20 protein-coding genes are annotated in these 22036 nt (G+C 72.4%); 12 read left to right on the forward strand and 8 right to left on the reverse strand.

The features are described 5' to 3' along the window. The first annotated feature begins 64 nt into the window (after window positions 1–64). Window positions 65–655: an ECF RNA polymerase sigma factor SigK gene (gene sigK / locus ACFVTR_RS08225; protein ID WP_387036343.1), complete on the forward strand. Its 591-nt coding sequence runs from the start codon at window positions 65–67 to the stop codon at window positions 653–655. After that, window positions 652–1449 (forward strand): anti-sigma factor domain-containing protein, encoded by a 798-nt coding sequence (locus ACFVTR_RS08230; RefSeq protein WP_387036345.1) that lies wholly within the window; start codon window positions 652–654, stop codon window positions 1447–1449. Before sigK ends, ACFVTR_RS08230 begins: the two co-directional genes overlap by 4 nt. A gap of 123 nt (window positions 1450–1572) precedes the next feature. Here the strand turns inward: ACFVTR_RS08230 and ACFVTR_RS08235 are convergent, their stop codons facing one another. From ACFVTR_RS08235 to ACFVTR_RS08245, 3 genes are all read right to left on the reverse strand, one after another. After that, window positions 1573–2892: an MFS transporter gene (locus ACFVTR_RS08235; RefSeq protein ID WP_387036347.1), complete on the reverse strand. Its 1320-nt coding sequence runs from the start codon at window positions 2890–2892 to the stop codon at window positions 1573–1575. Between the two features lie 226 nt (window positions 2893–3118). After that, on the reverse strand, window positions 3119–3859 hold the full coding sequence (locus tag ACFVTR_RS08240; RefSeq protein WP_387036349.1) for a hypothetical protein: 741 nt from the start codon (window positions 3857–3859) through the stop codon (window positions 3119–3121). Between the two features lie 229 nt (window positions 3860–4088). Beyond that, window positions 4089–6389: a DEAD/DEAH box helicase gene (locus tag ACFVTR_RS08245; RefSeq protein WP_387036351.1), complete on the reverse strand. Its 2301-nt coding sequence runs from the start codon at window positions 6387–6389 to the stop codon at window positions 4089–4091. 388 nt (window positions 6390–6777) lie between these two features. Here ACFVTR_RS08245 and ACFVTR_RS08250 point away from each other — a divergent pair, with 388 nt between their 5' ends. From ACFVTR_RS08250 to ACFVTR_RS08275, 6 genes are all read left to right on the forward strand, one after another. Next, entirely contained in the window at window positions 6778–9567 is a 2790-nt protein-coding gene (locus ACFVTR_RS08250) for a M14 family zinc carboxypeptidase (RefSeq protein WP_387036353.1), read from the forward strand. Window positions 9568–9685: 118 nt separating this feature from the next. Beyond that, window positions 9686–10192 (forward strand): GNAT family N-acetyltransferase, encoded by a 507-nt coding sequence (locus ACFVTR_RS08255; protein WP_387036355.1) that lies wholly within the window; start codon window positions 9686–9688, stop codon window positions 10190–10192. Between the two features lie 85 nt (window positions 10193–10277). Then, window positions 10278–11315: an alpha/beta hydrolase gene (locus tag ACFVTR_RS08260; protein WP_387036357.1), complete on the forward strand. Its 1038-nt coding sequence runs from the start codon at window positions 10278–10280 to the stop codon at window positions 11313–11315. A gap of 80 nt (window positions 11316–11395) precedes the next feature. Continuing rightward, on the forward strand, window positions 11396–12781 hold the full coding sequence (locus ACFVTR_RS08265) for a sensor histidine kinase (protein ID WP_387036359.1): 1386 nt from the start codon (window positions 11396–11398) through the stop codon (window positions 12779–12781). Continuing rightward, window positions 12778–13452, forward strand: a complete 675-nt coding sequence (locus tag ACFVTR_RS08270; protein WP_376944627.1) for a response regulator — start codon at window positions 12778–12780, stop codon at window positions 13450–13452. Before ACFVTR_RS08265 ends, ACFVTR_RS08270 begins: the two co-directional genes overlap by 4 nt. A 90-nt stretch (window positions 13453–13542) precedes the next feature. Next, window positions 13543–14904: an acyltransferase gene (locus ACFVTR_RS08275; RefSeq protein ID WP_387036362.1), complete on the forward strand. Its 1362-nt coding sequence runs from the start codon at window positions 13543–13545 to the stop codon at window positions 14902–14904. 15 nt (window positions 14905–14919) lie between these two features. Here ACFVTR_RS08275 and ACFVTR_RS08280 read toward each other — a convergent pair whose 3' ends face one another. Further along, window positions 14920–15405 carry a hypothetical protein gene (locus ACFVTR_RS08280; protein ID WP_387036364.1) on the reverse strand — a complete coding sequence of 162 codons (486 nt, stop codon included), beginning with the start codon at window positions 15403–15405 and terminating at the stop codon, window positions 14920–14922. Between the two features lie 181 nt (window positions 15406–15586). Between ACFVTR_RS08280 and ACFVTR_RS08285 the strand changes: the two genes are divergently transcribed. Continuing rightward, on the forward strand, window positions 15587–16576 hold the full coding sequence (locus ACFVTR_RS08285) for a YihY/virulence factor BrkB family protein (RefSeq protein ID WP_387036366.1): 990 nt from the start codon (window positions 15587–15589) through the stop codon (window positions 16574–16576). 27 nt (window positions 16577–16603) lie between these two features. On the opposite strand, the gene ACFVTR_RS08290 is transcribed toward ACFVTR_RS08285, so the two are convergent. Continuing rightward, complete coding sequence (locus ACFVTR_RS08290) at window positions 16604–17683, reverse strand: YeiH family protein (protein ID WP_387036368.1); 1080 nt, start codon at window positions 17681–17683, stop codon at window positions 16604–16606. 70 nt (window positions 17684–17753) lie between these two features. On the opposite strand from ACFVTR_RS08290, the gene ACFVTR_RS08295 reads away from it, so the two are divergent. After that, the gene (locus ACFVTR_RS08295; protein ID WP_387036370.1) at window positions 17754–18662 is read left to right on the forward strand and encodes a LysR family transcriptional regulator; all 909 of its coding nucleotides are present in this window, start codon (window positions 17754–17756) and stop codon (window positions 18660–18662) included. 10 nt (window positions 18663–18672) lie between these two features. Here the strand turns inward: ACFVTR_RS08295 and ACFVTR_RS08300 are convergent, their stop codons facing one another. Both ACFVTR_RS08300 and ACFVTR_RS08305 read right to left on the reverse strand, forming a co-directional pair. Then, window positions 18673–19470, reverse strand: a complete 798-nt coding sequence (locus tag ACFVTR_RS08300) for an ABC transporter permease (protein ID WP_387036372.1) — start codon at window positions 19468–19470, stop codon at window positions 18673–18675. After that, a complete protein-coding gene (locus ACFVTR_RS08305; protein ID WP_387036374.1) occupies window positions 19467–20183 on the reverse strand; it encodes an ABC transporter ATP-binding protein in 717 nt (238 codons plus the stop codon). Before ACFVTR_RS08305 ends, ACFVTR_RS08300 begins: the two co-directional genes overlap by 4 nt. A gap of 76 nt (window positions 20184–20259) precedes the next feature. Here ACFVTR_RS08305 and ACFVTR_RS08310 point away from each other — a divergent pair, with 76 nt between their 5' ends. Together ACFVTR_RS08310 and ACFVTR_RS08315 are read left to right on the forward strand one after the other, a co-directional pair. Next, window positions 20260–20835, forward strand: a complete 576-nt coding sequence (locus tag ACFVTR_RS08310; RefSeq protein ID WP_387036376.1) for a helix-turn-helix domain-containing protein — start codon at window positions 20260–20262, stop codon at window positions 20833–20835. Between the two features lie 128 nt (window positions 20836–20963). Continuing rightward, on the forward strand, window positions 20964–21557 hold the full coding sequence (locus ACFVTR_RS08315) for an antibiotic biosynthesis monooxygenase (RefSeq protein WP_387036378.1): 594 nt from the start codon (window positions 20964–20966) through the stop codon (window positions 21555–21557). On the opposite strand, the gene ACFVTR_RS08320 is transcribed toward ACFVTR_RS08315, so the two are convergent. Next, window positions 21558–21986, reverse strand: coding sequence for a cupin domain-containing protein (locus ACFVTR_RS08320; protein ID WP_387036379.1), 429 nt, complete (start codon window positions 21984–21986; stop codon window positions 21558–21560). It lies immediately after the preceding gene. Window positions 21987–22036: the final 50 nt, after the last annotated feature.

Raw genomic sequence — 22036 nt, forward strand, 5'->3', positions numbered from 1 at the left:
CCATGCCATCGCACCCCACGACGCATCGTCCCGTCGGGACGGGCTCGCACACCGCCGTTCTGGCATGCTGGATCGCGTGGCCGACTCCGGGGAGGATCCAGCGTCGCACCCGGCGACGCTCGACGAGCTGCTCGTCGCGACCGCGTCCGGCGACCGCGAGGCCTTCGGCCGGTTCTACGACGAGACCGCCGCACGCGTGTTCGGGCTCGTCCGACGCGTGCTCGTCGATGCCGCTCAGGCCGAGGAGGTGACGCAGGACGTGTTCCTCGAGGCATGGCAGACCGCGGCCAGGTTCGACCCGGCGAGAGGTGCCGCAGCGGCGTGGCTCCTCACCCTCGCCCACCGTCGCGCCGTCGACCGCGTGCGCTCGGCCCAGGCCTCCCACGATCGCGACCTGAAGGCCGGCCTCCGCGACCTCGACGTTCCGGTCGACGAGGTCGCCGAAGCGGCCGAGATCGCCGTCGAGCACGAGCGCGTCTCAGGCGCGTTCGCCGAACTCAGCGCGGCGCAGCGCGAGTGCCTCGCCCTGGCCTACTACGGCGGATGCACCCAATCGGAGATCGCCGAGCGCCTCGGTCTGCCGCTCGGTACGGTGAAGACCCGGTTGCGGGATGGGATGATCCGATTGCGCGCATTGCTGGGGGTGACGACATGAGCCCGGACGACGACGGACGAGCCGAGGACGAGCTGCGCGAGCTGGCGCCCGCGTACGCCCTCGGCGCGCTCGACGACGACGAACGCGCCCGGTTCGAGGACGCCCTGGCCCGCTCGCCCGAGCTGCAGGCCGAGGTCGAGGCGTTCCGCGCCGCCGCGAGCTCGCTCGGCGAGGCGCTGCCGCCGGTCGCGCCGCCGCCGAGCGTGAGGGCCGGGCTGTTCGCCCGGCTCGACGACGCCCCGCAGGAACGGCCAGTCGACGGGACGGGAGCCGCCGTGGACGACGCAGCTCCGATCGCGCCGGCCGAACCCGCACCGCCGGTCGATGAACTCGCCGTCCGCCGGCGCCGCCGGCGACTCGCCGTCGTGCTGTCGTCGGCCGCGGCGGTCCTGCTGCTCGTCGCCGGCGTCGTCATCGGCACGAACTGGGCCGGGCAGAACGGCTGGGGCGCCCAACGCGAGATGGCCTCGCTCGCCGCGGCGCCCGATGCCGAGCAGCAGACGAGCGAGGTCGCCGGCGGCGGGCAGGTGACCCTCGTCTCGTCGGCCGAGCAGGGCCGCAGCGCGATCGTCGCCGAGGGCCTGCCCGATGTCGGCGACGACCGCACCTACGAACTCTGGTACATCGACGAGTCGGGCCCGGTGTCGGCGGGCACCTTCGACGTCGACGGCGAGGAGGCCTGGCGACTGCTCGAGGGCGAGTTCGCGCCGGGGGTGGCGGTCGGCCTCACCATCGAACCCGCCGGCGGTTCGGAGCAGCCGACCACCGATCCGGTCGCGGTCATCGAGACCTGAAACGGGCGGGCAGGCACCGGGGGGTGGGCGAGCGCATCGTCGTCCCGGTCTCTCGCGAGCCCGCAAACGGCGGATGCCTCGGAGCGAGGTCGCTCCGAGGCATCCGCGAACGGGGTACTCGTCTCAGTCGAGCAGGTCGACGTCCTTCGTCTCTTTCACAAGCGAGACGCCGATGAGCGAGATGACGGCGGCGATCGCGATGTAGACGCCGATCGTCCACGACGCGTGGAACTGGTTCATGAGCGCCTCGGCGATCATCGGGGCGAACGCCCCACCGAGGATCGCGCCGAGCGCGTACCCGATCGAGACGCCCGAGTAGCGCACGTTGGCCGGGAACATCTCGGCGTAGAGCGCGGCCTGCGGGCCGTACGAGAGGCCGAGCCCGAACGTCATCACGAACAGGGCGACGAAGTACCAGAGGATCTCGCCGGTGTCGATGAGGAACCACATCGGCACGGCCCAGAGGGCGAGGAACACGTAGCCGATCTGGAACGTGCGCACGCGGCCGAGCCGGTCGGAGACGCGACCGCCCCAGAGGGTGAAGCCGAGCCATCCGAACGAGGCGAGCGTCGTGGCGAGCAGCACCGCCGGGCGCTCCATGCCGAGCGCGGTCGTCGCGTAGGTCGCGAAGTACGCGATGAGCAGGTAGCCGGCCGCGTTGTTCGCGATGAAGATGACCGCGGTGAGGATGACCTGCTTGGTGTTCTTGCGGAACAGCTGGCCGAGCGGAGCCGAGGCCTCCTTGCGGCGGCGCAGCAGCTCCTCGAAGACGGGGCTCTCCTCGACGGCCTTGCGGATCACGTAGCCGACGGCGATCAGCACGATCGAGAGCAGGAACGGGATGCGCCAGCCCCACTCCATGAACGCCTCGGGCGACATCGAGCTCGTGAGCACCCAGAGCGTGAAGGTCGCGAGGATCATGCCGACCGGCACGCCGATCTGCGGGAAGGCCCCGAAGAACCCGCGCTTCGCGTTCGGCGCATGCTCGACCGCCATGAGGGCCGCGCCGCCCCATTCGCCGCCGGCCGAGAAGCCCTGCAGGATGCGAAGCAGGATGAGCAGGATCGGCGCGGCGATGCCGATCGCGGCGTACGTCGGCAGCACGCCGATGAGCGCGGTCGAGATGCCCATCATGACGAGCGTGAAGACGAGCATCTTCTTGCGGCCGAGCTTGTCGCCGAGGCGCCCGGCGACGATGGCTCCGAGCGGACGGAAGAGGAACGAGATGCCGATGGTCGCGAACGAGAGCACCTGGGCCAGACCCGGGTTCGACTCTGCGACGGGAGCGAGGAAGAGCGGTGCGAGCACGAGGCCGGCGGCCTGCGCGTAGATGAAGAAGTCGTACCACTCGATCGAGGTGCCGACGAGGGTGCCGGCGAGCACCTTGCGTTCTTCGGCCGTGATGCTGCGAGGCGGGGCGGGGTCGGTGACAGCGGTCGACATGCGAACTCCGTTGTTCTGTGGGGGCGGACGGGGAAACGGCCGGCGCGACCGGGACTCGTCGCGGGGCGGCATATTTCCTGACCGATTGTTCGGTAGGGAATTGAGAGCGTAGCGCATCCGGCGACCCGCGCGGAAGGCCGTCGATGGCACCCGGCAGGCCTGCGCGTACTCGACGCCGTCGTCCCCGGGGACGATCGGCGCCGTCGTCAGCCGTCGTCAGCCGCCGTCAGCCCGCGGCGGGCTCCTCCGTGTCGGACGGCGCCTCGCCGTCGGTCGGCGCATCGCTCGCGGCAGGAGGCTCGGACGGCGCGGGCGTCGACTCGCTCGGCGGGCCGAAGAGCCGCCACGAGCCGGCGGCGCATTCGTAGAACTGCACGGTCGAGGTGTCGATGTAGACGTCGCCGTTCGCCGTGCAGGTCTCCGCGGCCGGTGCGCCGACGCCGAGGAGCACCTGGGTGCCCGGCGCTCCTGCCTCGCCCTGCTCGCCCTGCTCGCCCTGCTGGCCCTGGTCGCCCTGCGCACCGGTCGCGCCCGTCGCGCCCTGTTCGCCCGTGAGGTTCTCGGCGGCGGACTCGCGGATGTTGCCGACCTGCGTCCATTCGCCGCCCTCGAAGAGGTAGACGTCGGAGGTGGTGATGTCGATGTAGACGTCGCCGTCGTAGCCCTTGCCCGCCTCGGGAACCCCGCTGCCGGCCCGCACGGCCGAGCCCGCCGGGAGGATCTCCTCGAGGGCCTCCTCATAGGCGGCCTCGTCGACCGTCGGGGTCGGCGTGGCAGCGGCATCCGCGTTGTCGGCCGAGCGGGCGAGCGCCGACCCAAGGAACGCCGCGACGAACGAAAGCACGACGATCCCGATGCCGAACCAGATGAGCATCGTGCGGGTGACCGTCGCCGGCGGGGCGGCGGTCGGGGCGGGTGCGGACTCGGGCGCCGGTTCCGGAGCCTGCGGGGTGCCGGGATCACTCATGCTCGACCTCCAGGTCTCACGCCGGAACCCGGTCGCCGACCCGACGACCCCGCGCGTCGCGCTCATCGTATCGACGCGGCCCGCCGCGCGACGGAGGGGATCCGGCGCGCCTCCGGGGCGACGGATCCGGCGGCCTCAGCCGAGAGACACGCATGAGGTGCGCGCCCGTCCGCGAACGACGAGGGCCCGCATCCATCGGATGCGGGCCCTCGCCTCGGTCGGTCGCGGCTCAGCCGGCGGTCGCCTCCGCGACCTCGTCGAGCTCGGCGGGCTCGACCTCGATGGTCTCTGCCTCGATGGTCTCGGCCGCGAGGTTCTCGACGACCGCTTCGCGGGCGAGCTCGCCGTGCAGGTCGTCGCCGAGGCGCACGTCGACGAAGTCGACGTCGATCTCTGCGCGGTCGAGCAGCTCGCTCAGGCGGCGCTGGCGGTTGCGCGGGATGAGCGTCACGACGCGACCCTGCTTGCCGGCGCGGCCGGTGCGGCCGGCGCGGTGCAGGTACGTCTTGTACTCGTCGGGTGCGTCGGCCTGGATGACCAGGTCGATGTCGTCGACGTGGATGCCACGGGCGGCGACGTCGGTCGCGACGAGCACGTCGACCCGGCCGCTCGTGAGCTGCTGCAGGTTGCGGGTACGGCGCGACTGGTTGAGGTCGCCGTGCAGGGCGACGGCGCGGATGCCGCGGTCCTCGAGGTGATCGGTGAGGTCCTCGGCGAAGGCGCGGGTGCGGCTGAAGACGAGCGTCTTGCCGTCGCGGTTCGCGAGCTCGGCGACGATGTCGCGCTTGTCGCGGTTCTCGATGACGAAGACGCGGTGGTCGATCGTCGAGGAGGCCTGGTCTTCGCCGGCGACCTCGTGCACCGCAGGCTCGACGAGGAACTCGTCGACGAGCGTCGCGACGCCCTTGTCGAGGGTCGCCGAGAAGAGCAGCTTCTGGCCGCCCTCGGAGGTGCGGCGGATGATGCGCTGCACCGGCTCGAGGAAGCCGAGGTCGCACATGTGGTCGGCCTCGTCGAGCACCGTGATGACGACCTCGGAGAGGTCGAGACGGCCCTGCTCGATGAGATCCTCGATGCGGCCGGGGGTGCCGATCACGATGTCGACGCCGCGCTGCAGCGCGCCGACCTGACGGCCCTGGGGCACGCCGCCGTAGATCTGCGTGGTGAAGAGGCCGACGCTCTGCGCGATGGGCTGCACCGTGCGGTCGATCTGCAGCGCGAGCTCGCGGGTCGGCGCGAGGATGAGGGCGCGGGGCTTGCGGCCCATCTGGCGGCGGCCGCCGGCCTTGCCGGAGGCGGCCCAGAGCTGCATGAGGCGCTCGACGGCGGGCGCGCCGAACGCGATCGTCTTGCCCGAGCCGGTCTTGCCGCGGCCGAGCACGTCGCGACCCTCGAGCACGACGGGGATCGTCGCGGCCTGGATCGGGAACGGCGACACGGCGCCGAGCTGGCCGAGGGCGGCGACGACGTTGCCGCCGAGGCCGAGGTCGGCGAAGCTCACGCCGTCGACGTCGCCGGCCTGGATGGCCTCGGCCTCGAGGCGCTCGAGCACGACGTCGTCGTTCGCCGAGAAGCGGGGGGCCTCGTCGCGAGCCGGGTAGAAGTTCGACGGGCGACGGCCCGAGTCCTGGAAGCCCGGACGGTCGAACTCGCGGCGGGGGCCGCGGTCGTTGCGGTCGAAGGAACGCGCGGGGCGCTCGTCGCGGTCGAAGCGACGGGGCGCACGGTCGTCACGGTCGTACGAACGAGCAGGACGGTCGTTGCGGTCGAACGAGCGGGGAGCGCGGTCGTTGCGGTCGTTGCGGTCAAACGAGCGCGCCGGGCGGTCGTTGCGATCGAACGAACGCGCAGGGCGGTCGTCGCGATCGAACGAACGCGCAGGGCGGTCGTCGCGGTCGAAACGACGGGGCGCACGGTCGTCACGGTCGTACGAACGAGCAGGACGGTCGTTGCGGTCGTTGCGATCGAAGGACCGGGCCGGACGGTCGTTGCGGTCGAACGAACGCGCAGGACGCTCGTCGCGGTCGAAACGACGCGGCGCACGGTCGTCACGGTCGTACGAACGAGCAGGACGGTCGTTGCGGTCGTTCCGGTCGAAGGAACGAGCCGGGCGGTCGTTGCGGTCGAAGGAGCGGGGAGCGCGGTCGTCGCGGTCGCGACGGGGAGCACGGTCGTCACGGTCGAACGAACGCGCGGGACGGTCCTCGCGGTAGTGCGGGCGGGCGGGTCGGTCGCCGTACTCGCGGCGGGGGCCGCGGTCGTCGCGATCGTACGAGCGGGCGGCGCGGTCGTCGCGGTCGTTCACCGCGCGGCCCTCACGGTCGGCGCGGTGGGGAGTGCGGCCGGAGGCGACGCGCTCATCGCGCGACCAGCGCTCCTTGCGGGGCGCCTCCTCCTCGGGGCGGTAGCCGCGGTGGCCGGGGCTGCGCGAGCCCGCCTTCTGGGCTCCGCGGCCCTTGCCGCCCTTCGCGTACGACGGGTCGAAGTTCGCGGCGGGTCGGCCGCCCTTGGGCTTCTTGTTCTTGGGCATGGTGGTGACTTCCTGGGTTGTACTCGATGTACATGGCAGCGCCACTGCGAGCGCAGCACACTGAGAACCCGGAACAACGTCGACCGGGGCCGTTCACATACGGTGACTATTCGAGACCGAACGTCTCGAAACCGGCCCTACAGACTCACAAACCCATCCGTGCAGCGCACGGTGTCCAGAACCGACTCCACCACGATAGCGGAAAGCGGCTGGGAAACCCCCGTGCAGCGCACGTCACATGACCGGTCGAACCGGAGCGGATGAACCTCGGGTGGGTGGAAAGGAGGACTTCCCGTCGCATCGGGGCGCTGGCAGACTCGCCGCAATTGCCGCCACCCGCGGCCTGTTCTCTGGAGGGCACTGTCCGATGAAGCACACCGAACTCCGCATGAAACGAACGACCGCGCTCCTCGCGAGCGCGCTGCTGATCCCCGCCGCCGCGGTGGTTCCAGCCACGGCGGCCGCGGCACAGCCCCGAGCGGCCGCATTCGCCGCCACCGCCGAGTGCTCCGCCGATCCGAACGCCCGGCTCGACTCCGTGCCCTCGCCGCAGGACGCGCTCGGCATGCCGCTGGGCCTCGGCCAGCCCGAACCGGTCACCGTCGACCAGATCCAGGAGTACGTCGCCGCGGTCGACGCGGCGAGCGACCGGGTCGTCTCGGGCACCGTGACGACGAGCAACGGCGGCGAGGAGCTGCCCTACGCGATCGTGTCGAACTCGGCCGACGTCACGAAACCGGCCCTCGACAAGATCGCCCGCCAGATCAGGGAGCTGCGCGACCCCAGGGCCCTGAACGACAAGAAGGCGGCCGCGTACGCCGACGAACTGCCCGCGATCGTCTGGATCGCCGGCAACGTGCACGGCGGCGAGAAGTCGGGCGCCGACGCCGCGCTCAAGACGCTCTACGAGCTGTCCTCCGGACTGTCGTGCGACGTGGCGAATCGGCTCGACAACCTGATCACGGTCATCATGCCGACGCAGAACCCCGACGGCCGCAATGCGAACCGGCGCCAGAACGACTTCGGCTTCGACCTCAACCGCGACTGGTTCGCACGCACGCAGGTCGAGACCGACGCGAAGCTCGAGCTGCTGCGGGCCTTCCCTCCGCAGGTGTTCGTCGATGCCCACGAGATGGGCGGCAGGCAGTACTTCTTCCCGCCGAACGCCGACCCGATCCACCATGAGATCGCCGACCAGCCGGTCGACTGGATCAACCGCATCGGCGAGGCGAACGCCGCGACGTTCACCGAGAACGCCAACGGCATCTGCACCGACACGGTCACGACCGAGTGCTACTTCAACTACCGCTCGTACGACATGTTCTACATGGGCTACGGCGACACGGTTCCCGCAGCCGGGTTCGGCGCGGCGGGCATGACGTACGAGAAGGGCTCCGCGTCGGCGACCGAGGACCGGGTGCAGCAGCAGTTCCTCACCCAGTGGGCGACGACCGGCTGGGCCGCGGACAACCGCCACGAGATCCTGACGAGCTGGTACGAGATCTGGAAGACCGCGCTCGCCGAGGGCGAGGCCGGCACGCTCGAACCGAACGAGGTCGTGCAGCCGACGAACACCGTGCAGTTCCCGGTGCCCGACCTGACGGTGCGGAGCTACTTCCTGCTGCCCGACCGCCAGCTCGGCGACGTGCGCGAGCTCGTCGATCGCCTGCGCCGCATGGATGTCGAGGTCTACGAGGTGCAGAAGCCGCTCGAGCTCGACTCGGCGCGCCTCTTCGGCGGCCGCGACGCGACCGACGTGACCGTGCCCGCCGGCTCCTACTGGATCCCGATGGCGCAGCCGCAGAAGCACTGGATCCAGGCGACGATGGCCGAAGACCCGTACGTGCCGTTCCCGTACTTCTACGACGTCTCGTCGTGGAGCAACCCGCTGCTGGCGGGAATGAACGCTCTCTCGACGGGCGAGGACGTGCAGCCGAAGGCGAAGCGCGTCACCGACACCGCGGGCGGCATCGCGAAGACGGTGAAGAAGGGCGAGTCGTACACGTACCCGCTCGACTCGTCGAAGGCGGCCGACCTGACCTTCGCGCTGCTCGGCCGGGGCGTCGCGCTGCAGCGCACGGCCGAGGGCCTGGTCGTCGTATCGCCGAATGCGATGCGCACGGTCGATCTCGACCGTCTGGCGCGTGCGTCGGGCATCAGCCTGACCAACGCGAAGGCCCCGTCGGATGCCACGGCGCTGCGCCTGCCCGATGTCGGCCTGTTCGGCGGCACCGGCATCTCGCTCACCGCGGGCTCGCACGGCGAGACCCGCTTCGTGCTCGGCGAGCGCTGGGGCCTCGAGCTGCCGCCCGTCACGACGGCCGACATCAACGACAACACCGCCGCGTTCACCGACCGCGAGGTGCTCGTCGTGCCCGACGGATCGAACGCGACGGGCGGGCTGACCCCGGCCGGGCAGGCGAACCTCAAAGCGTGGGTCGACGGCGGCGGCGTGTACCTCGGCTTCCGCAACGAGGGAACGCGCATGGCGCGCGCGGCCGGGCTCACGAGCACGACCGAGCGACCGAAGCCCGCCGGCTACCAGGTCGTCGGCTCGCACTTCCGCGTCGACACGGATGCCTCGAGCGCGATCGGCCTCGGACGCCCCGGCGAGGACTTCGCCTTCAACAACGGCGACCCGATCCTCGAGCCGACGACGACGGGCACGAACGTCGTGACCTACCCCACGGGCGACACGTTCTGGACGAACGGCTACTCGGTCGGGGCCGATGCGCTCCGCGGCTCGGCGGCGGTCGTCGACGAGCCGGTCGGGTCGGGCCACGCGGTGCTCTACGCGTTCAACCCGCTGTTCCGCGCCTACAACGACTCGGGCATGCAGCTCGTCGCGAACGCGCTGCTCCGGTCGGCGGGCGAGGCTTCGGCGGACTCGAGCCGGGCCGTCGCCGCTCGCGAGGCGGCACGGAAGGCGCCGGTCGCGGCCGATCTCGCCGGCGAATGGCGGCCGATCTCGATCACGGTGGCGCCGAAGGAGGCGAAGCAGGTCACCGCGCTCATCGCCGAGTACACCGATGAGGTGACGAAGGCGAACGCGGCGGGCGCGACGGTGTTCACGATCGCGAACCCCGACGGGTTGAGCGCCGACGAGCACCCCTACCTGCGCGAACTCGTGCAGCGTCTCCACGAACACGGCATCACGCCCGAGGCGATCGTCGGCTGACGCCGAACTCGCACGATCACCGCACAGCGGCCCCGCGATCGGCATCGCGGGGCCGCTGTCGCGTGCCGGGGCGACCACCTGAAACGTGCACGAAACTCACGCCGCCTACGCTCGGCCCATGCCCGCCGCACCCACGAGCACCGCAGCATCCGCCACCGTCGCCGTCGAGTCGCCCCGGCAGCCCGACATCGAGCGGCTGCTCGACGGCAGCACCCGCTATTCGCACTCGCTCGGCTACCCGCCCGAGGCCTGCTTCCTGCTGGACGTCTCGCAGCTGGAGCAACCCGGCGTGCGCCTCCACGTGGCGCGCACCGCGGAGGGGGTCGCGGTCGGCATCGCCGCACTCGTCGAGCACCCCTCGCTCGGCGAGGGCCGGGGCGAGCTCAAACGGATGTTCGTCGACGAGTCGGCACGCGGACTCGGGGTGGCCGGGCTCCTCCTCGAGTCGATCGAGTCGGACGCCGTCACGCACGGCCTCTCGGAGATCGTCCTCGAGACGGGCACCCTGCACCACCCGGCGCAGGCCCTCTACGCGAAGCACGGCTACCGGGTGATCCCCCTGTTCGGGCCCTACGAGGGCGAGCAGTACAGCGTCTGCATGGCGAAGTCGCTGCACGTGGGTTAGCATCGCTCCACCCCTGAACCCGGAGCCCGGTGTGAACTCGACCCGACGCACAGGCGGCTCCGGCGCCCGCCGCAGGCGGGTCGCGGTGGCCGCGACGGCTGTGACAGCCGCCCTCACAGGCATCCTCGCGCTCTCGGGCTTCCACCAGCAGCTGCGCGAGATCGACCCGCCGGGCTTCGATTCGGCGAGCGAGGTCGCCGGCACCGACCGCGTCGGCATCCGCACCTTCATCCCGCCCGAGGGGATCGTCGTCGACGCCGACCTCGAGTACGGCGTCCGCGAGGACGGCACGCTGCTGACGCTCGACGTCTGCCACCCGGCGACCCCGGTCGCCGCGGTCTCCACCGATGCGGAGGCCGAAGCGGACAGCGGCGCGGCGGTCCCGGCCGAAGCAGCCGCCGCAGCCGATGCCGCGCCGACCCTGCCCGCCGTCGTCTCGATCCACGGCGGCAGCTGGCAGCGCGGCGACAAGGCGAACACCGACTGGCGCAACGTCTGCCGCTGGCTCGCGAGCGAGGGGTTCGTCGCCGTCTCGGTGAACTACCGCCTCGTGCCCGACGCAGTCTTCCCCTCGGCGATCGACGACGTCGCGCTCGCGGTCGAGTGGCTGCGCGATCCCGAGCAGTTCGAGCGGTTCGGCATCGACCCGGCGCGCATCGGCGCATTCGGCGGTTCGGCGGGCGGCAGCCTCGCCGCGCTCCTCGGCACCTCGGGCGAGGGCGCGCACGACGAGGGATCGCGGGTCGCCGCCGTGGTCGAACTCTCGGGCCCCGTCGGGCTCGGCGCCGACGAGCTGGCCGCCGACGGGGCATCCGTCTGGCTGCGCAGCATCATCGCCGCATACCTCGGCTGCGAACCCGGGGTCGACGACGATGCCTGCCCCCAGGCGGTGGATGCCTCGCCCGCGACCCACGCCGACGAGAGCGACCCGCCCGTCTTCATCGGGCACGCCGAAGACGAGATCGTGCCGATCGGCCAGTCGCAGCGGCTCGCCGACGAACTGGCGAGCGCGGGCGTCCCCGTCGAGTTCGCCGTCGTGCCGGGCGGCGAACACTCGATCGGGATCCTCGACGAGGCGCTGCGCCTTCGCGTCGCCGCGTTCCTCCACGAGCACCTCGGCTGACCCCTACCGAGGTACGCCCCGGCGGATCGCTCTCGGGAGGGATGTGCACGGCGGCGCGTCGTGACAGGCTGACTCGCATCATGGACCACATCCAGCCCGAGCCGACGGCCGGTCGCCAGACCGAGCCGCCGCGGGCGCCCGCGCCACCCACCCCACCCGCGCCTCCTGCGCCCTCCACGCCGTCCGCACAGACCGGCGCGGAGCGGCCCGCACGATCCAGCGCGCGGCAGTGGCCGAAGCTGACGCTGGCGCGCGCGCGGTCGACGCCGCGCGACCCCGAGCGCCGGTTCCTCGCGTGGGTCTGGGTGGCGACCTCGTTGTTCGCCGTCGTGCTGTTCGTCGTCTCGGTGCCGCTCGCCGCGACGATCTACGAGGTGCACCTCCTCGCCGCGTTCGGCACGGGCCTCGCCCTCGCGATCCCGTTGCCGCTCGCGATGCGGTTCCCGAAGACGGCCGTCGTCATCGCGACGACCGGCATCCTCGTGTTCGCGCTGCTCTCCTCTGGCTCCGAAGGCGCACCGTGGCCGTGGCCCGTGACGACGATCATCGGGCAGGCCGCCCTGCTGTTCGTGCTCGGACTGCTGGGCATGAGCTGGCGGGGCCTGTTCGTCGCCTGGCTCGCGGCGGTCGTGGTCACGCTGCCGTTCGCGTTCACCGATGCCGGGGCGACCGCGAACGAGATCGCGGCAGCCTCGCTCACGGCGATCGCGCTGCCGGTCTCGTTCCTGGTCGTGCAATGGCGGGTGATCGCGGGCGAGCTGTTCCGCGAGCGCGCCGTCTCGGCCGCCGAGCAGGAGCGACGGGTACTCGTCGAGGAGCGCAACCGCATCGCCCGCGAGCTGCACGACGTCGTCGCGCACGGCCTCTCGATCATCCACGTGCAGGCGACGAGCGCGCCGTACCGGGTGGAGGGGTTGAGCGACGCGGCTCGCACCGAGTTCGCCGAGATCGCCGACTCGGCCCGCACCGCGATGACCGAGATGCGGCAGCTGCTGAGCGTCCTGCGGAGCGCCGAGGCCGAGGCCGAGACCGCCCCGCAGCCCGGCCTCGAAGACCTGCCCGCCCTCGTCGGCTCGGTCGAGCGTGCCGGTGTCCCGGTGACGCTCGAGGTCGACGCAGCCGTTCCCGCCGGCGGACTGGCGGTCACGGCCGCCTACCGGATCGTGCAGGAGGCGCTGAGCAACGTCGTGCGCCACGCGCCCGGTGCGGCGACGCACGTGTCGGTCGAGATGCTCGGCGACGACCTCGTCGTCGCCGTCGAGAACGAACCCCCGCCCGCCCCGGCCGAGGGCGAGCCGGCCCCCGGACCCGAGCCGGCCGAGCGCACGGGCGGCGGGCACGGCCTCGTCGGCATCGACGAGCGCGCGGCGCTCCTGGGCGGGCGTGCCGAGCACGGGCCCCGCCCCCGTGGCGGATACCGTGTACTCGCGACCCTTCCGCTCGGGTCGGACGGAGGCGAATGGTGACGATCACGGTGCTCATCGCCGACGACCAGGCGATGGTCCGCGCCGGTTTCGCGGCCGTGCTCGGCGCGCAGCCCGGCATCGAGGTCGTGGGCCAGGCGGCCGACGGGCTCGAGGCCGTCTCGCTCGCGCACGAGCTGCGGCCCGACGTCGTCCTGATGGACGTGCGCATGCCGCAGCAGAACGGCATCGAGGCGACGCGCGCCCTGCAGACGCCGCCCCGCAGCTCGGACTACGTGCCGCGGGTGCTGATGCTCACGACCTTCGACATCGACGAGTACGTCTACGACGCGCTGCGGGCCGGCGCGAGCGGGTTCCTGCTGAAGGATGCCACGCCCGACGAACTCGTGCAGGCGGTGCGCGTCGTCGCCGGCGGCGACGCGCTGCTCGCGCCGAGCGTGACCCGGCGCCTCATCGAGGACTTCGCCCGATCGGGCCCGCCGCCGAAGCCCACGGGCAACCGCCTCGCCGACCTCACCGAGCGCGAGCTCGAGGTGCTGACACTCGTCGGCCGCGGCATGTCGAACTCCGAGATCGCGGCGGCGCTCTTCATCGCCGAGCAGACGGTGAAGACGCACGTCTCGAAGATCCTGCAGAAGCTCGGCCTGCGCGACCGTGTGCATGCGGTGGTGCTCGCGTACGACACGGGGCTCGTCACTCCCTCCTCCGGCTGAGGGATCCGATTCGGCCAGTACCGGGGTACCGTCGCCGAACCGCTCGACGGGGTGATGCCGTCCGCGTGATCGCGTTCGTAGCCTCTCGCCATGACCGAGACACTCGAACGCCCGCGGCTCGCGGCTCGCGCTGAGGCATCCGTTCGTGCACGCACCGGCGTGCGACGCGACCAGAGCGTCGACGCGATCCGCGTGGTGCTGCTCGTCGTCGTGTTCGCGCTGCACGCGATGATGGTCGGCGTGAGCCTCGGCCCCGAGGGGCCGGTGCTCGAGAACGCCCTCGAGCACCAGGCGTGGTTCGGGCCGGTGAGCTGGGTCGTGCAGATCATGCCGCTCTTCTTCATCGTCGGCGGGTTCTCGAGCATCACGCACTGGCGATCGATGCGCGCCCGCGGCGCGACGCCCGCGGAGTACGTCCGGGCCCGCATCGAACGGCTCGTCCGACCGGCGATCGCCCTCGTCGCCGTCGTCGCGGTCTCGCTCGTCGCGCTGTCGCTCGCGGGCGTCCCGGCCGAGATCGTCGGCATCGCGGGGTTCCGCATCGGGCAGCCGCTCTGGTTCCTCGCGGTCTACCTCGGGCTCTCGGCGCTCGTGCCGTTCCTCGTGCGCCTGCACGAGCGGGCCCCGGTGCTCACTCCGCTGGCGCTCCTCGGCGGCGTCGTCGCGATCGACCTGCTCCGGCTGTCGACGGGGGTCGAGCCGATCGGCTACCTCAACCTGCTGCTCGTCTGGCTGCTCGTGCACCAGCTCGGCTTCCATCTCGCCGACGGCGCCCTCGATGGGCTCGCCCGTCGCACGCTCTGGGGCCTCGCCGGCGCATCCCTGCTGCTGCTCGCCGTGATCACGCTCGCCGGGCCGTACCCGGTCGACATGCTGGTGAACCTCAACCCTCCGACGCTCTGCCTCGTCGTGCTCGGCGTCGCGCAGCTCGCGCTGTTCCAGCTCGCCCGCCCGCGCATCCGCGCCTGGGTCGACGAGCGGGATGCCTCGCGCGCGATCTCGTTCCTCGGCGAACGGGCGATGACGGTGTACCTCTGGCACATGCCCGTGCTCGTGGGACTCGCCGGTGCGGCGCTCGCCGCGAACGCGGTGCTCGGGCTGCCGCTGCCCGAGCCGCTCAGCGCCGGATGGTGGGCGAGCCGCCCGATCTGGCTCGTGGTCTCCGCGGTCGTCGTGGCGGCGGTCGTGCTCGTGTTCGCCCGGTTCGAGCGATCAGGTGGTCTCCGCGGTCGCACTGCCGGGACGGCAGCCGCCGACCGCGCCGGCCGCGCGATGACGGCGCTCGAGTCGGTCTGCGCCGCGGGCGGCGTCGTCGTGCTGCTCGTCGCGGGCTTCGGCCCGGTGCAGGCGGGCATCGCGCTCGCCCTGCTGGGGTTCGCGCTCACCGGCCCGCGGCTGCGGCCGTGGCTCGCCCGGCGGGTGCGCGGCGCACTCGTCCTGCGGTTGCGCTGACCCGTCGCGGGCCCGTCAGCGCCCGGCGCCGTCGGCCCGTCGGCGCAGCTCGCGGATCTTCAGCCGCACGGCCGAGTGCAGGTAGAACAGCCCGAGCGCGACGTTCACGATCTGGCGGATGGCGAAGCCCAGCACGTCGTCGGTCGGCAGGTGCGCGGCGAGCGGCATGAAGTTGATGGTCGCGAAGGTGACGCCGAAGGCGAAGTAGGCCGTGATCGCGAAGCTCGCCGTCGGCCGGTAGGTCGCCTGCCACCATGGCCGGGACGGATCGAGCTCCTCCTCCTCGGATCGCAGGCACCGTGCGAGCATGATCCACCAGGCGGCCTCGAGCGCGACCTGCGTGATCGTTCCGCCGAGTCCTGCGCCCGAGAGCCCCGCGATGAGGGCGAGCACCAGACCGCCGGTGAGCAGCACGAAGGCGACCTTCAGCGAGGCGCGGCGCACCCGCAGCGGGTTCAGCTGGTAGGCCGGCGGCCGGTCGGGGCGTGGGGCGTCGTACATGGCTGCGGCTCCGGTGTGTCGTTCGGGTTCGAGTCGAGTGGGCGTCGGTCGCGTGCGGCGGTGGCCGTCGGCATATCTTCGCCCACGAGCGACGCGGTGTCGAACGCGCGCGGCCCGCAACCCCCTCCCACGCCGGGGTCGCACGCCCTAGGCTCGGCACTGCCCCCGATCGGAGACCCGCATGCCCGACCACGACTCACCGGTGCGGCTGTCGCGCGAGGACTGGCGGGTCATCCTCACCCGCACCGCGCACGAGTACCGCATCAACCAGGTGCAGGACATCGCGGCGGCCCTCACCTTCTACGCCGTGCTCGCGACCCTGCCCGGCCTCCTCGCGGTGCTCGCCGCGATCGGCATCTTCGGCAGCGCCGAGACCGCGGTCGGCGTGTTCCTCGACGTCGTCGGCGAGCTCGGCGGCGACGAGACGGCCGCCGCGCTGCGCACGCCCCTCGAGCAGCTGCTGGATGCCTCGCATGCGGGCCTCGCCTTCGCGACGGGTCTCGTCGGCCTGCTCTGGGCGACGTCGGGCTACGTCGGATCGCTCGGGCGGGGCCTGAACCGCATCTACGAGGTCGAGGAGGGTCGCCCGTTCTGGGCGATGCGACCGGCGATGCTCGCCGTCTCGGCCGTCGTCGTGGTGCTCGCCACGCTCGCGGCGATCGGGCTCGTCGTGTCCGGGCCGGTGGCCGAGGCGCTCGCCCGCGTGCTCGGCCTCGACGAGGGGGTCGCCTTCTGGTGGGATCTCGGCAAGATCCCAGTGCTCGCGGCGATCGGCATCGCCCTCATCGCGCTCCTCTACTGGGCCGCCCCGAACGTGAAGCGCCGCCACCTGCGCTGGTTCAGCGTCGGCGCGGTCGGCGCGCTGCTGGCCTGGGTGATCGTCACCGCGCTGTTCGGCCTGTACGCCTTCGGCATCGGCGCATACCAGCGCAACTACGGCGCCCTGGGCGGGGCGATCGCGTTCCTGCTCTGGGTGTGGCTGTCGAACCTCGCGCTGCTGTTCGGCGGCGTGCTCGATACCGAGGTCGAGCGCGCACGTCAATTGCGGGCGGGCATCATCGCCGAGGAGCGGGTGCAGCTGCCGCTCCGCGACGATCGCATGATCGCGAAGAATCGCGAGCAGCGCCAACGCGACGAGCAGGCCTCGCGCCACCTGCGCCTCGAGGACTGAACCGCGGGGCCGCGGCCCGCCCTCCGCTCAGGCGACGAGCGCGACCCCGGCGAGCGCGATGCCGCCGACGACGACGGTCGACGCGCCGGCGAGCGCGAACGGACGCACCCCGACCCGCTTGAACATGCTGAACCGCACCCCCGTGCCGAGCGCGAACATCGCGGCGGCGAGCAGGACGGTCTGCACGACACCCGCACCGGCGACGACCGCGGGCGGCACGATGCCGAGCGAGCGGATCGCGACCATCACGACGAAGCCGACGACGAAGAGCGGCACGAGCGGCGGCTGCATCGCGGCCCGACGGCCGCCCGGGGCATCCGCACCGGTCTCGAGCTCGGCCTTCGCGAGCTCCCGGCGCCGCTGCAGGCCGATGACGGCCATCACGGGGGCCAGCATGAGCACGCGGGCGAGCTTCACGACGACCGCGACGCCGAGCGCGGTGCCGCCGAGCGCCCCGCCGACGGCGACGACCTGCGCGACCTCGTGGATCGACCCGCCCGCCCACATGCCGGCCTGCCGGTCGTCGAGGCCGAGGAGGCCCGCGACGAACGGCACGAGCGGGATCATGAGCGTGCCGAAGATGACGACGAGGGCCACGGCGGTGACGACCTCCTCCTCCTCGGCGTCGACGACCCCGTCGACGGCGGCGACGGCGGCGGCGCCGCAGATCGAGAACCCGCAGGCGATCAGGAGTCGCTGGGTCGCGCCGATGCCGAGCCAGCGGCCGATGAGGAGCGTCGCGCCGATGCCGCCCGCGACGATGGCGATCACGACGGCGATCATGCCGGGCCCGAGGGCGAGGATGTCGCCGAGCACGAGCTGCAGGCCCAGCAGCACGATCCCGAGGCGGAGCAGCGGCTTCGCCGCGAACGCGAGGCCGGGCTCGAGTCGCGGCGAGAGGGGCACGAGGTTGCGCACGAGCACGCCGAGCACGATCGCGGTGAGCAGCGCGCTGAGCGTCGGCACGACCAGGGTCGCGGCGAGCGCGAGCCCCGCGGCGCCCGCCGCGACCGCGAGCCCCGGGGCGAGCACGCGGAATCGGGCGACGACCCGTCCGGCGAGCGGGCGCTTCGGGACGGGGGTGGGGGCAGGGGCAGGGCGGAGCATCCATTCACCCTCGCAGCACCGTGCGGTGCGCAGTAGCCGTCGTTCAGGCATCGAGGCATATCATTCAGATATGCCCATTCGCTGGCCGGAGCTCCCCGTGCTCGAACTGCTCGCCGCCGTGGGCGTGCACGGCAGCCTCGGCGCCGCGGCCCGGGCCGTCGGCATGGCGCAGCCCAACGCCAGCCGCTCGATCGCGAACCTCGAACGCAATCTCGGGCTCACGCTCGTCGAGCGCCACCCGCGCGGTTCGCGGCTCACCGCCGACGGACTCGTCGTCGCCGAGCTCGCCGGGCGCCTCGTCGACGGCGCCGCCGAGCTGCTCGCGACGGCCACGGCGCTGCGCGAACGACACGAGGCTCGCCTCGACCTCGCGGCGAGCCTCACCGTCGCCGAGTACCTGCTGCCCGCCTGGATCGCCGGGCTCCGGCACGTGCACCCCGAGCTGGACGTCAGGGTGCGCGTCGAGAACTCGACCCACGTGTTCGAGCTGCTCGCCGCCCGCGAGATCGAGCTCGGCTTCGTCGAGTCGCCCTCGGTGCCGCGCGGGCCGCACAGCCGCATCGTCGCGCGCGATCGCCTCGTGGTGGTCGTCGCCCCCACCCACCCCTGGACGAGACGCACCCACGTCACCGCCGCCGAGCTCGCCGCCACGCCGCTCGTCACCCGCGAGGCCGGATCGGGCACCCGCTCGACGCTCGCGGAGGCGCTCGGCCCGGCGACGAGCGGCGCCGAGGGGCATGAGCTCGCCACACCGGCGATGGTGCTCTCGAGCAACGCGGCCGTGCTCATCTCGGCGGCGTCGGGCGCGGGCCCCGCGGTGCTCAGCGAGCTCGCCGCACGGCCGTGGATCGCGCGCGGCGAGCTCGTCGAGGTGCCGGTCGACGGGCTCGACCTCCGCCGGCGGCTCAGGGCCGTGTGGCGCGCCGGGGAGCCGCTGTCGGCGCCCGCCGCCGCCATGCTCGGCCAGCTCGGCGGCTGACCGCCGCCCGCTACCGTACGTCGCGCCGGAGCGGTACGGCGACCGCGACCAGCGCGGCGACCGCGGCGTAGCCGAGCAGGACGAGGGCGCCGACCGCGGGCGAGGTCGCCGCGGGCATCGAGACCGGGATCTGCGCGCCGATCGCCTCGCTGAGGAAGGTGAAGTCGGTGAGCGCCGCCGTCGCACCGCCCGGGAGGAACGGGTGGATGACGTTGACGCCGGGAATGAGCAGCAGCACATGCTCGAGGAAGTAGAAGTAGCCGAGCACGATGCCGGCCGCGAGCAGCTGGTTGCGGGCGAGTGCGCCGATCGCGACGCCGAGCACCGCGTAGACCGCGGCGGCCAGCGCGAGCTGGACGAGCATCAGGGCGAGCGCCGAGGCGGGCACACCGAGCTCGACCCCGCGCAGGGCGGCCGCGACGAGCAGCGCCACTGCGGTTCCGGCGGCCGCGGCGGCGCCGTACGCGAGCCCGAGCCCGCCGAAGACGAGCACCTTCGCCACGAGCACCCGACCCCGCCGCGGGACGGTCAGGAACGTGGCGCCGATCGTGCGGTGACGATACTCGCCGGTCACGGCGACGGTGCCGATGAGCGCGGGCACGAAGAGCAGCAGGCCGCCCATGCCGACGACGAGGCCGACGCCGTCGGCCGTCTCGATGCCGGGCAGCGGCGGGGTCGAGTCGCCGGGCCCGACGAGCGCGAGCAGCGCGGTGAACCCGAAGCCGCAGCCGAGCGCCGTGAGCAGGGCGGCGAACGGCAGGCGGGTCGCGAACAGCTTGGCGAGTTCGCCGCGAACGAGTGCGATCACGAGTGCACCTCCGTGGTGTGGGCGAGGAACGCCGCCTCGAGGCTCGGGGCGGAGCCGGTGAACTCATCGAGCGGGCCCGACCAGGCCACGCGCCCCCGGTCGATGAGCACCAGGTCGTCGATTCCGTGCTGGAGTTCGGTCAGCACATGGCTCGAGAGCAGCACGGTGCCGCCGTGCGCTGCGAAGGCGCGGAGGAACTCGCGCAGCCACACGATGCCCGCCGGGTCGAGGCCGTTCGAGGGCTCGTCGAGCACCAGCACCGACGGGTCGCCGAGCAGCGCCGTCGCAAGCGCGAGGCGTCGGCGCATGCCGGTCGAGTATCCGCGGACACGGCGATCGAGGTACTCGCCGATCCCCGTCGTCGCCGCGACCTCGGCGACTCGCGCCTGCGCGTGTCCGCCGAGCTCGGCGTACGCACGCAGGTGACCGCGGCCGGTCATCGCGGGGTGCGCCCCGGCGGCGTCGAGCACGGCACCCACCGTGCCACTCGGGTCGGCGAGCTCACGGTAGGCGGCACCCCCGATGCGCGCCGAGCCCGCATCGGGCCGGCTCAACCCGAGCAGCATGGCGAGCGTCGTCGACTTGCCCGCGCCGTTCGGACCGAGGAATCCGGTGACGCGCCCGGGCTCGGCGCGGAAGCTCGCTTCGCGCACGGCGTCGACGTCGCCGAAGCGCTTCGACAATCCGGCGACCTCGATGGCGGTGGAGTTCATGGGACACCCTTCGGTGGAATACTTCATTCAGGGATTGAGAATGTTCTCATCGTGAGAATAATGGGAGGAGCACTCCGTGCGCAAGGTCTCGCCGATCGCCGACGTCGTCATGCACCCGGTCCGGCTGCGGATCATCCAGCAGCTCGGCGACGGCCGCCGGGTCACGACCTCCGACCTGCGCAACGCCCTGCCCGACATCGCGCAGGCGACGCTGTACCGCCATGTCGCCGCCCTCGTGGACGCCGGGCTCATCGCCGTCGTCGACGAGCGGCGCATCCGCGGCGCCGTCGAACGCACATTCGCCCTCGGCGAGCGCATGGCCCACGTCGACCACGAGGAGCTCCGTGAGATGGGCGACCGCGAGCTGCAGCAGTCGTTCCTCACCTTCCTCGCCCACCTCGGCGAGGACTTCGATCGCGCCTCAGCGAGTCAGGGCTTCCGCGAGTATCTCGGCTTCGGACAGGTGCGCCTGCACGTCGGCGCCGACGACCTGGCGCGCATCCAGGCGGGCCTCGGCGAACTGCTCGCGCCCTACCTGACTCCCCCGGGCGACGACGAGGGTGATCCGGCGAGCGCTCGCCGCACGGTGATGCTCTCGACCGTGCTCATGCCCGATCCCGCCGATCAGCCCGCACCGTCCTCCGCCTCGTAGCCCGCCGGGCCCGCTGTCACGAACGCGAAACATCCTCGAACTACACTCGACAGTCGGCGCGCACCACCCTGCGGCGCCTCCCCCACCCGCTTCCCCCGCCACAAGCGCCCGGAACCCGAGGAACACGCATGTCCGAACCCATCACCGTCTCGATCCGCCGCGAGGTCGACCCCGCGCACATCGCCGAGGCGACCGCCTGGGTGCAGACGGGCGTCAACCTCGCGAACAAGTACCCGGGCTTCCTCGGCTCGGGCTGGGTGCGCGCCGGCGAGTCGTCGCAGGTGTGGCACATGCTCTACCGCTTCGCGAGCGAGGAGGCCCTCGAGGCCTGGGAGCGCTCGGGCGAGCGCACGTGGTGGCTGTCGATGGGCGAGGGGTTCGTGCGCTCCGAGCGCAGCAAGCGGCGCACCGGCATCGAGGGCTGGTTCGACGACCCGGCCACCGGGTCGATTCCTGCGGCGGATGCCACGGGCGCACCCCTCTCCGAGGCATCCCCCCCGCCCGCGCCGCCGCGGTGGAAGCAGGCCGTCACCATCTGGCTCGGCTTCTTCCCCGTGAACCTCGCGTTCTCGTACCTCGTGTCACCGGTGCCGGGCTTCGGCGAGCTGCCGATCTGGCTGCGGGCGCTCGTGACGACGCTCATCCTCACGCCGATCATGACCTACTGGGTGCTGCCGTGGGTCACCCGCAGGCTGCACCGCTGGCTCACGCCCCGCGCGTAGCTACCAGGGCATCGGCCGCTCGGGCACGCGCGCCGAGTCGTCGGGGAGGTGCGGCAGCTCGCCGCCGCCGGCCCTGATGCAGAGCCAGCGCAGCTGCTCGGTGCCGTCGGGCGCGCAGCGCCAGGTGCGCGCGACGTCCTGGCCGACCCGCACGACGGTGCCGGGGCCGACCTCGACCACCTCGTCGTCGAGGCCCATCTGCCCGCGCCCCGAGAGGAACACGTAGAGCTCCTCGATGCGCGAGTGGGTGTGCCAGTAGCCGGCCTCCTCACCCGGTTCGAGCGCGTTCGCGGTGAGGCCGATGTACTGCATGGCGAGATCGTGGTCGACGACGCGTCGACCGTCGCGCGAGCTGTCGGGGCGGAATCCGCCGTGGTGTGCGCGCCAGTCGCCCTGCGCGCCGATCTCGAGTACCTCGTATGCCGTCATAGGGCCAAGCTACCGGCGTGCCCCGACGCTCGACTCGTCGGAAACCGACG

Origin of the sequence: Agromyces sp. NPDC058126, assembly GCF_042884595.1 — a bacterium.
In the GTDB taxonomy this organism is placed as follows: Bacteria; Actinomycetota; Actinomycetes; order Actinomycetales; family Microbacteriaceae; genus Agromyces.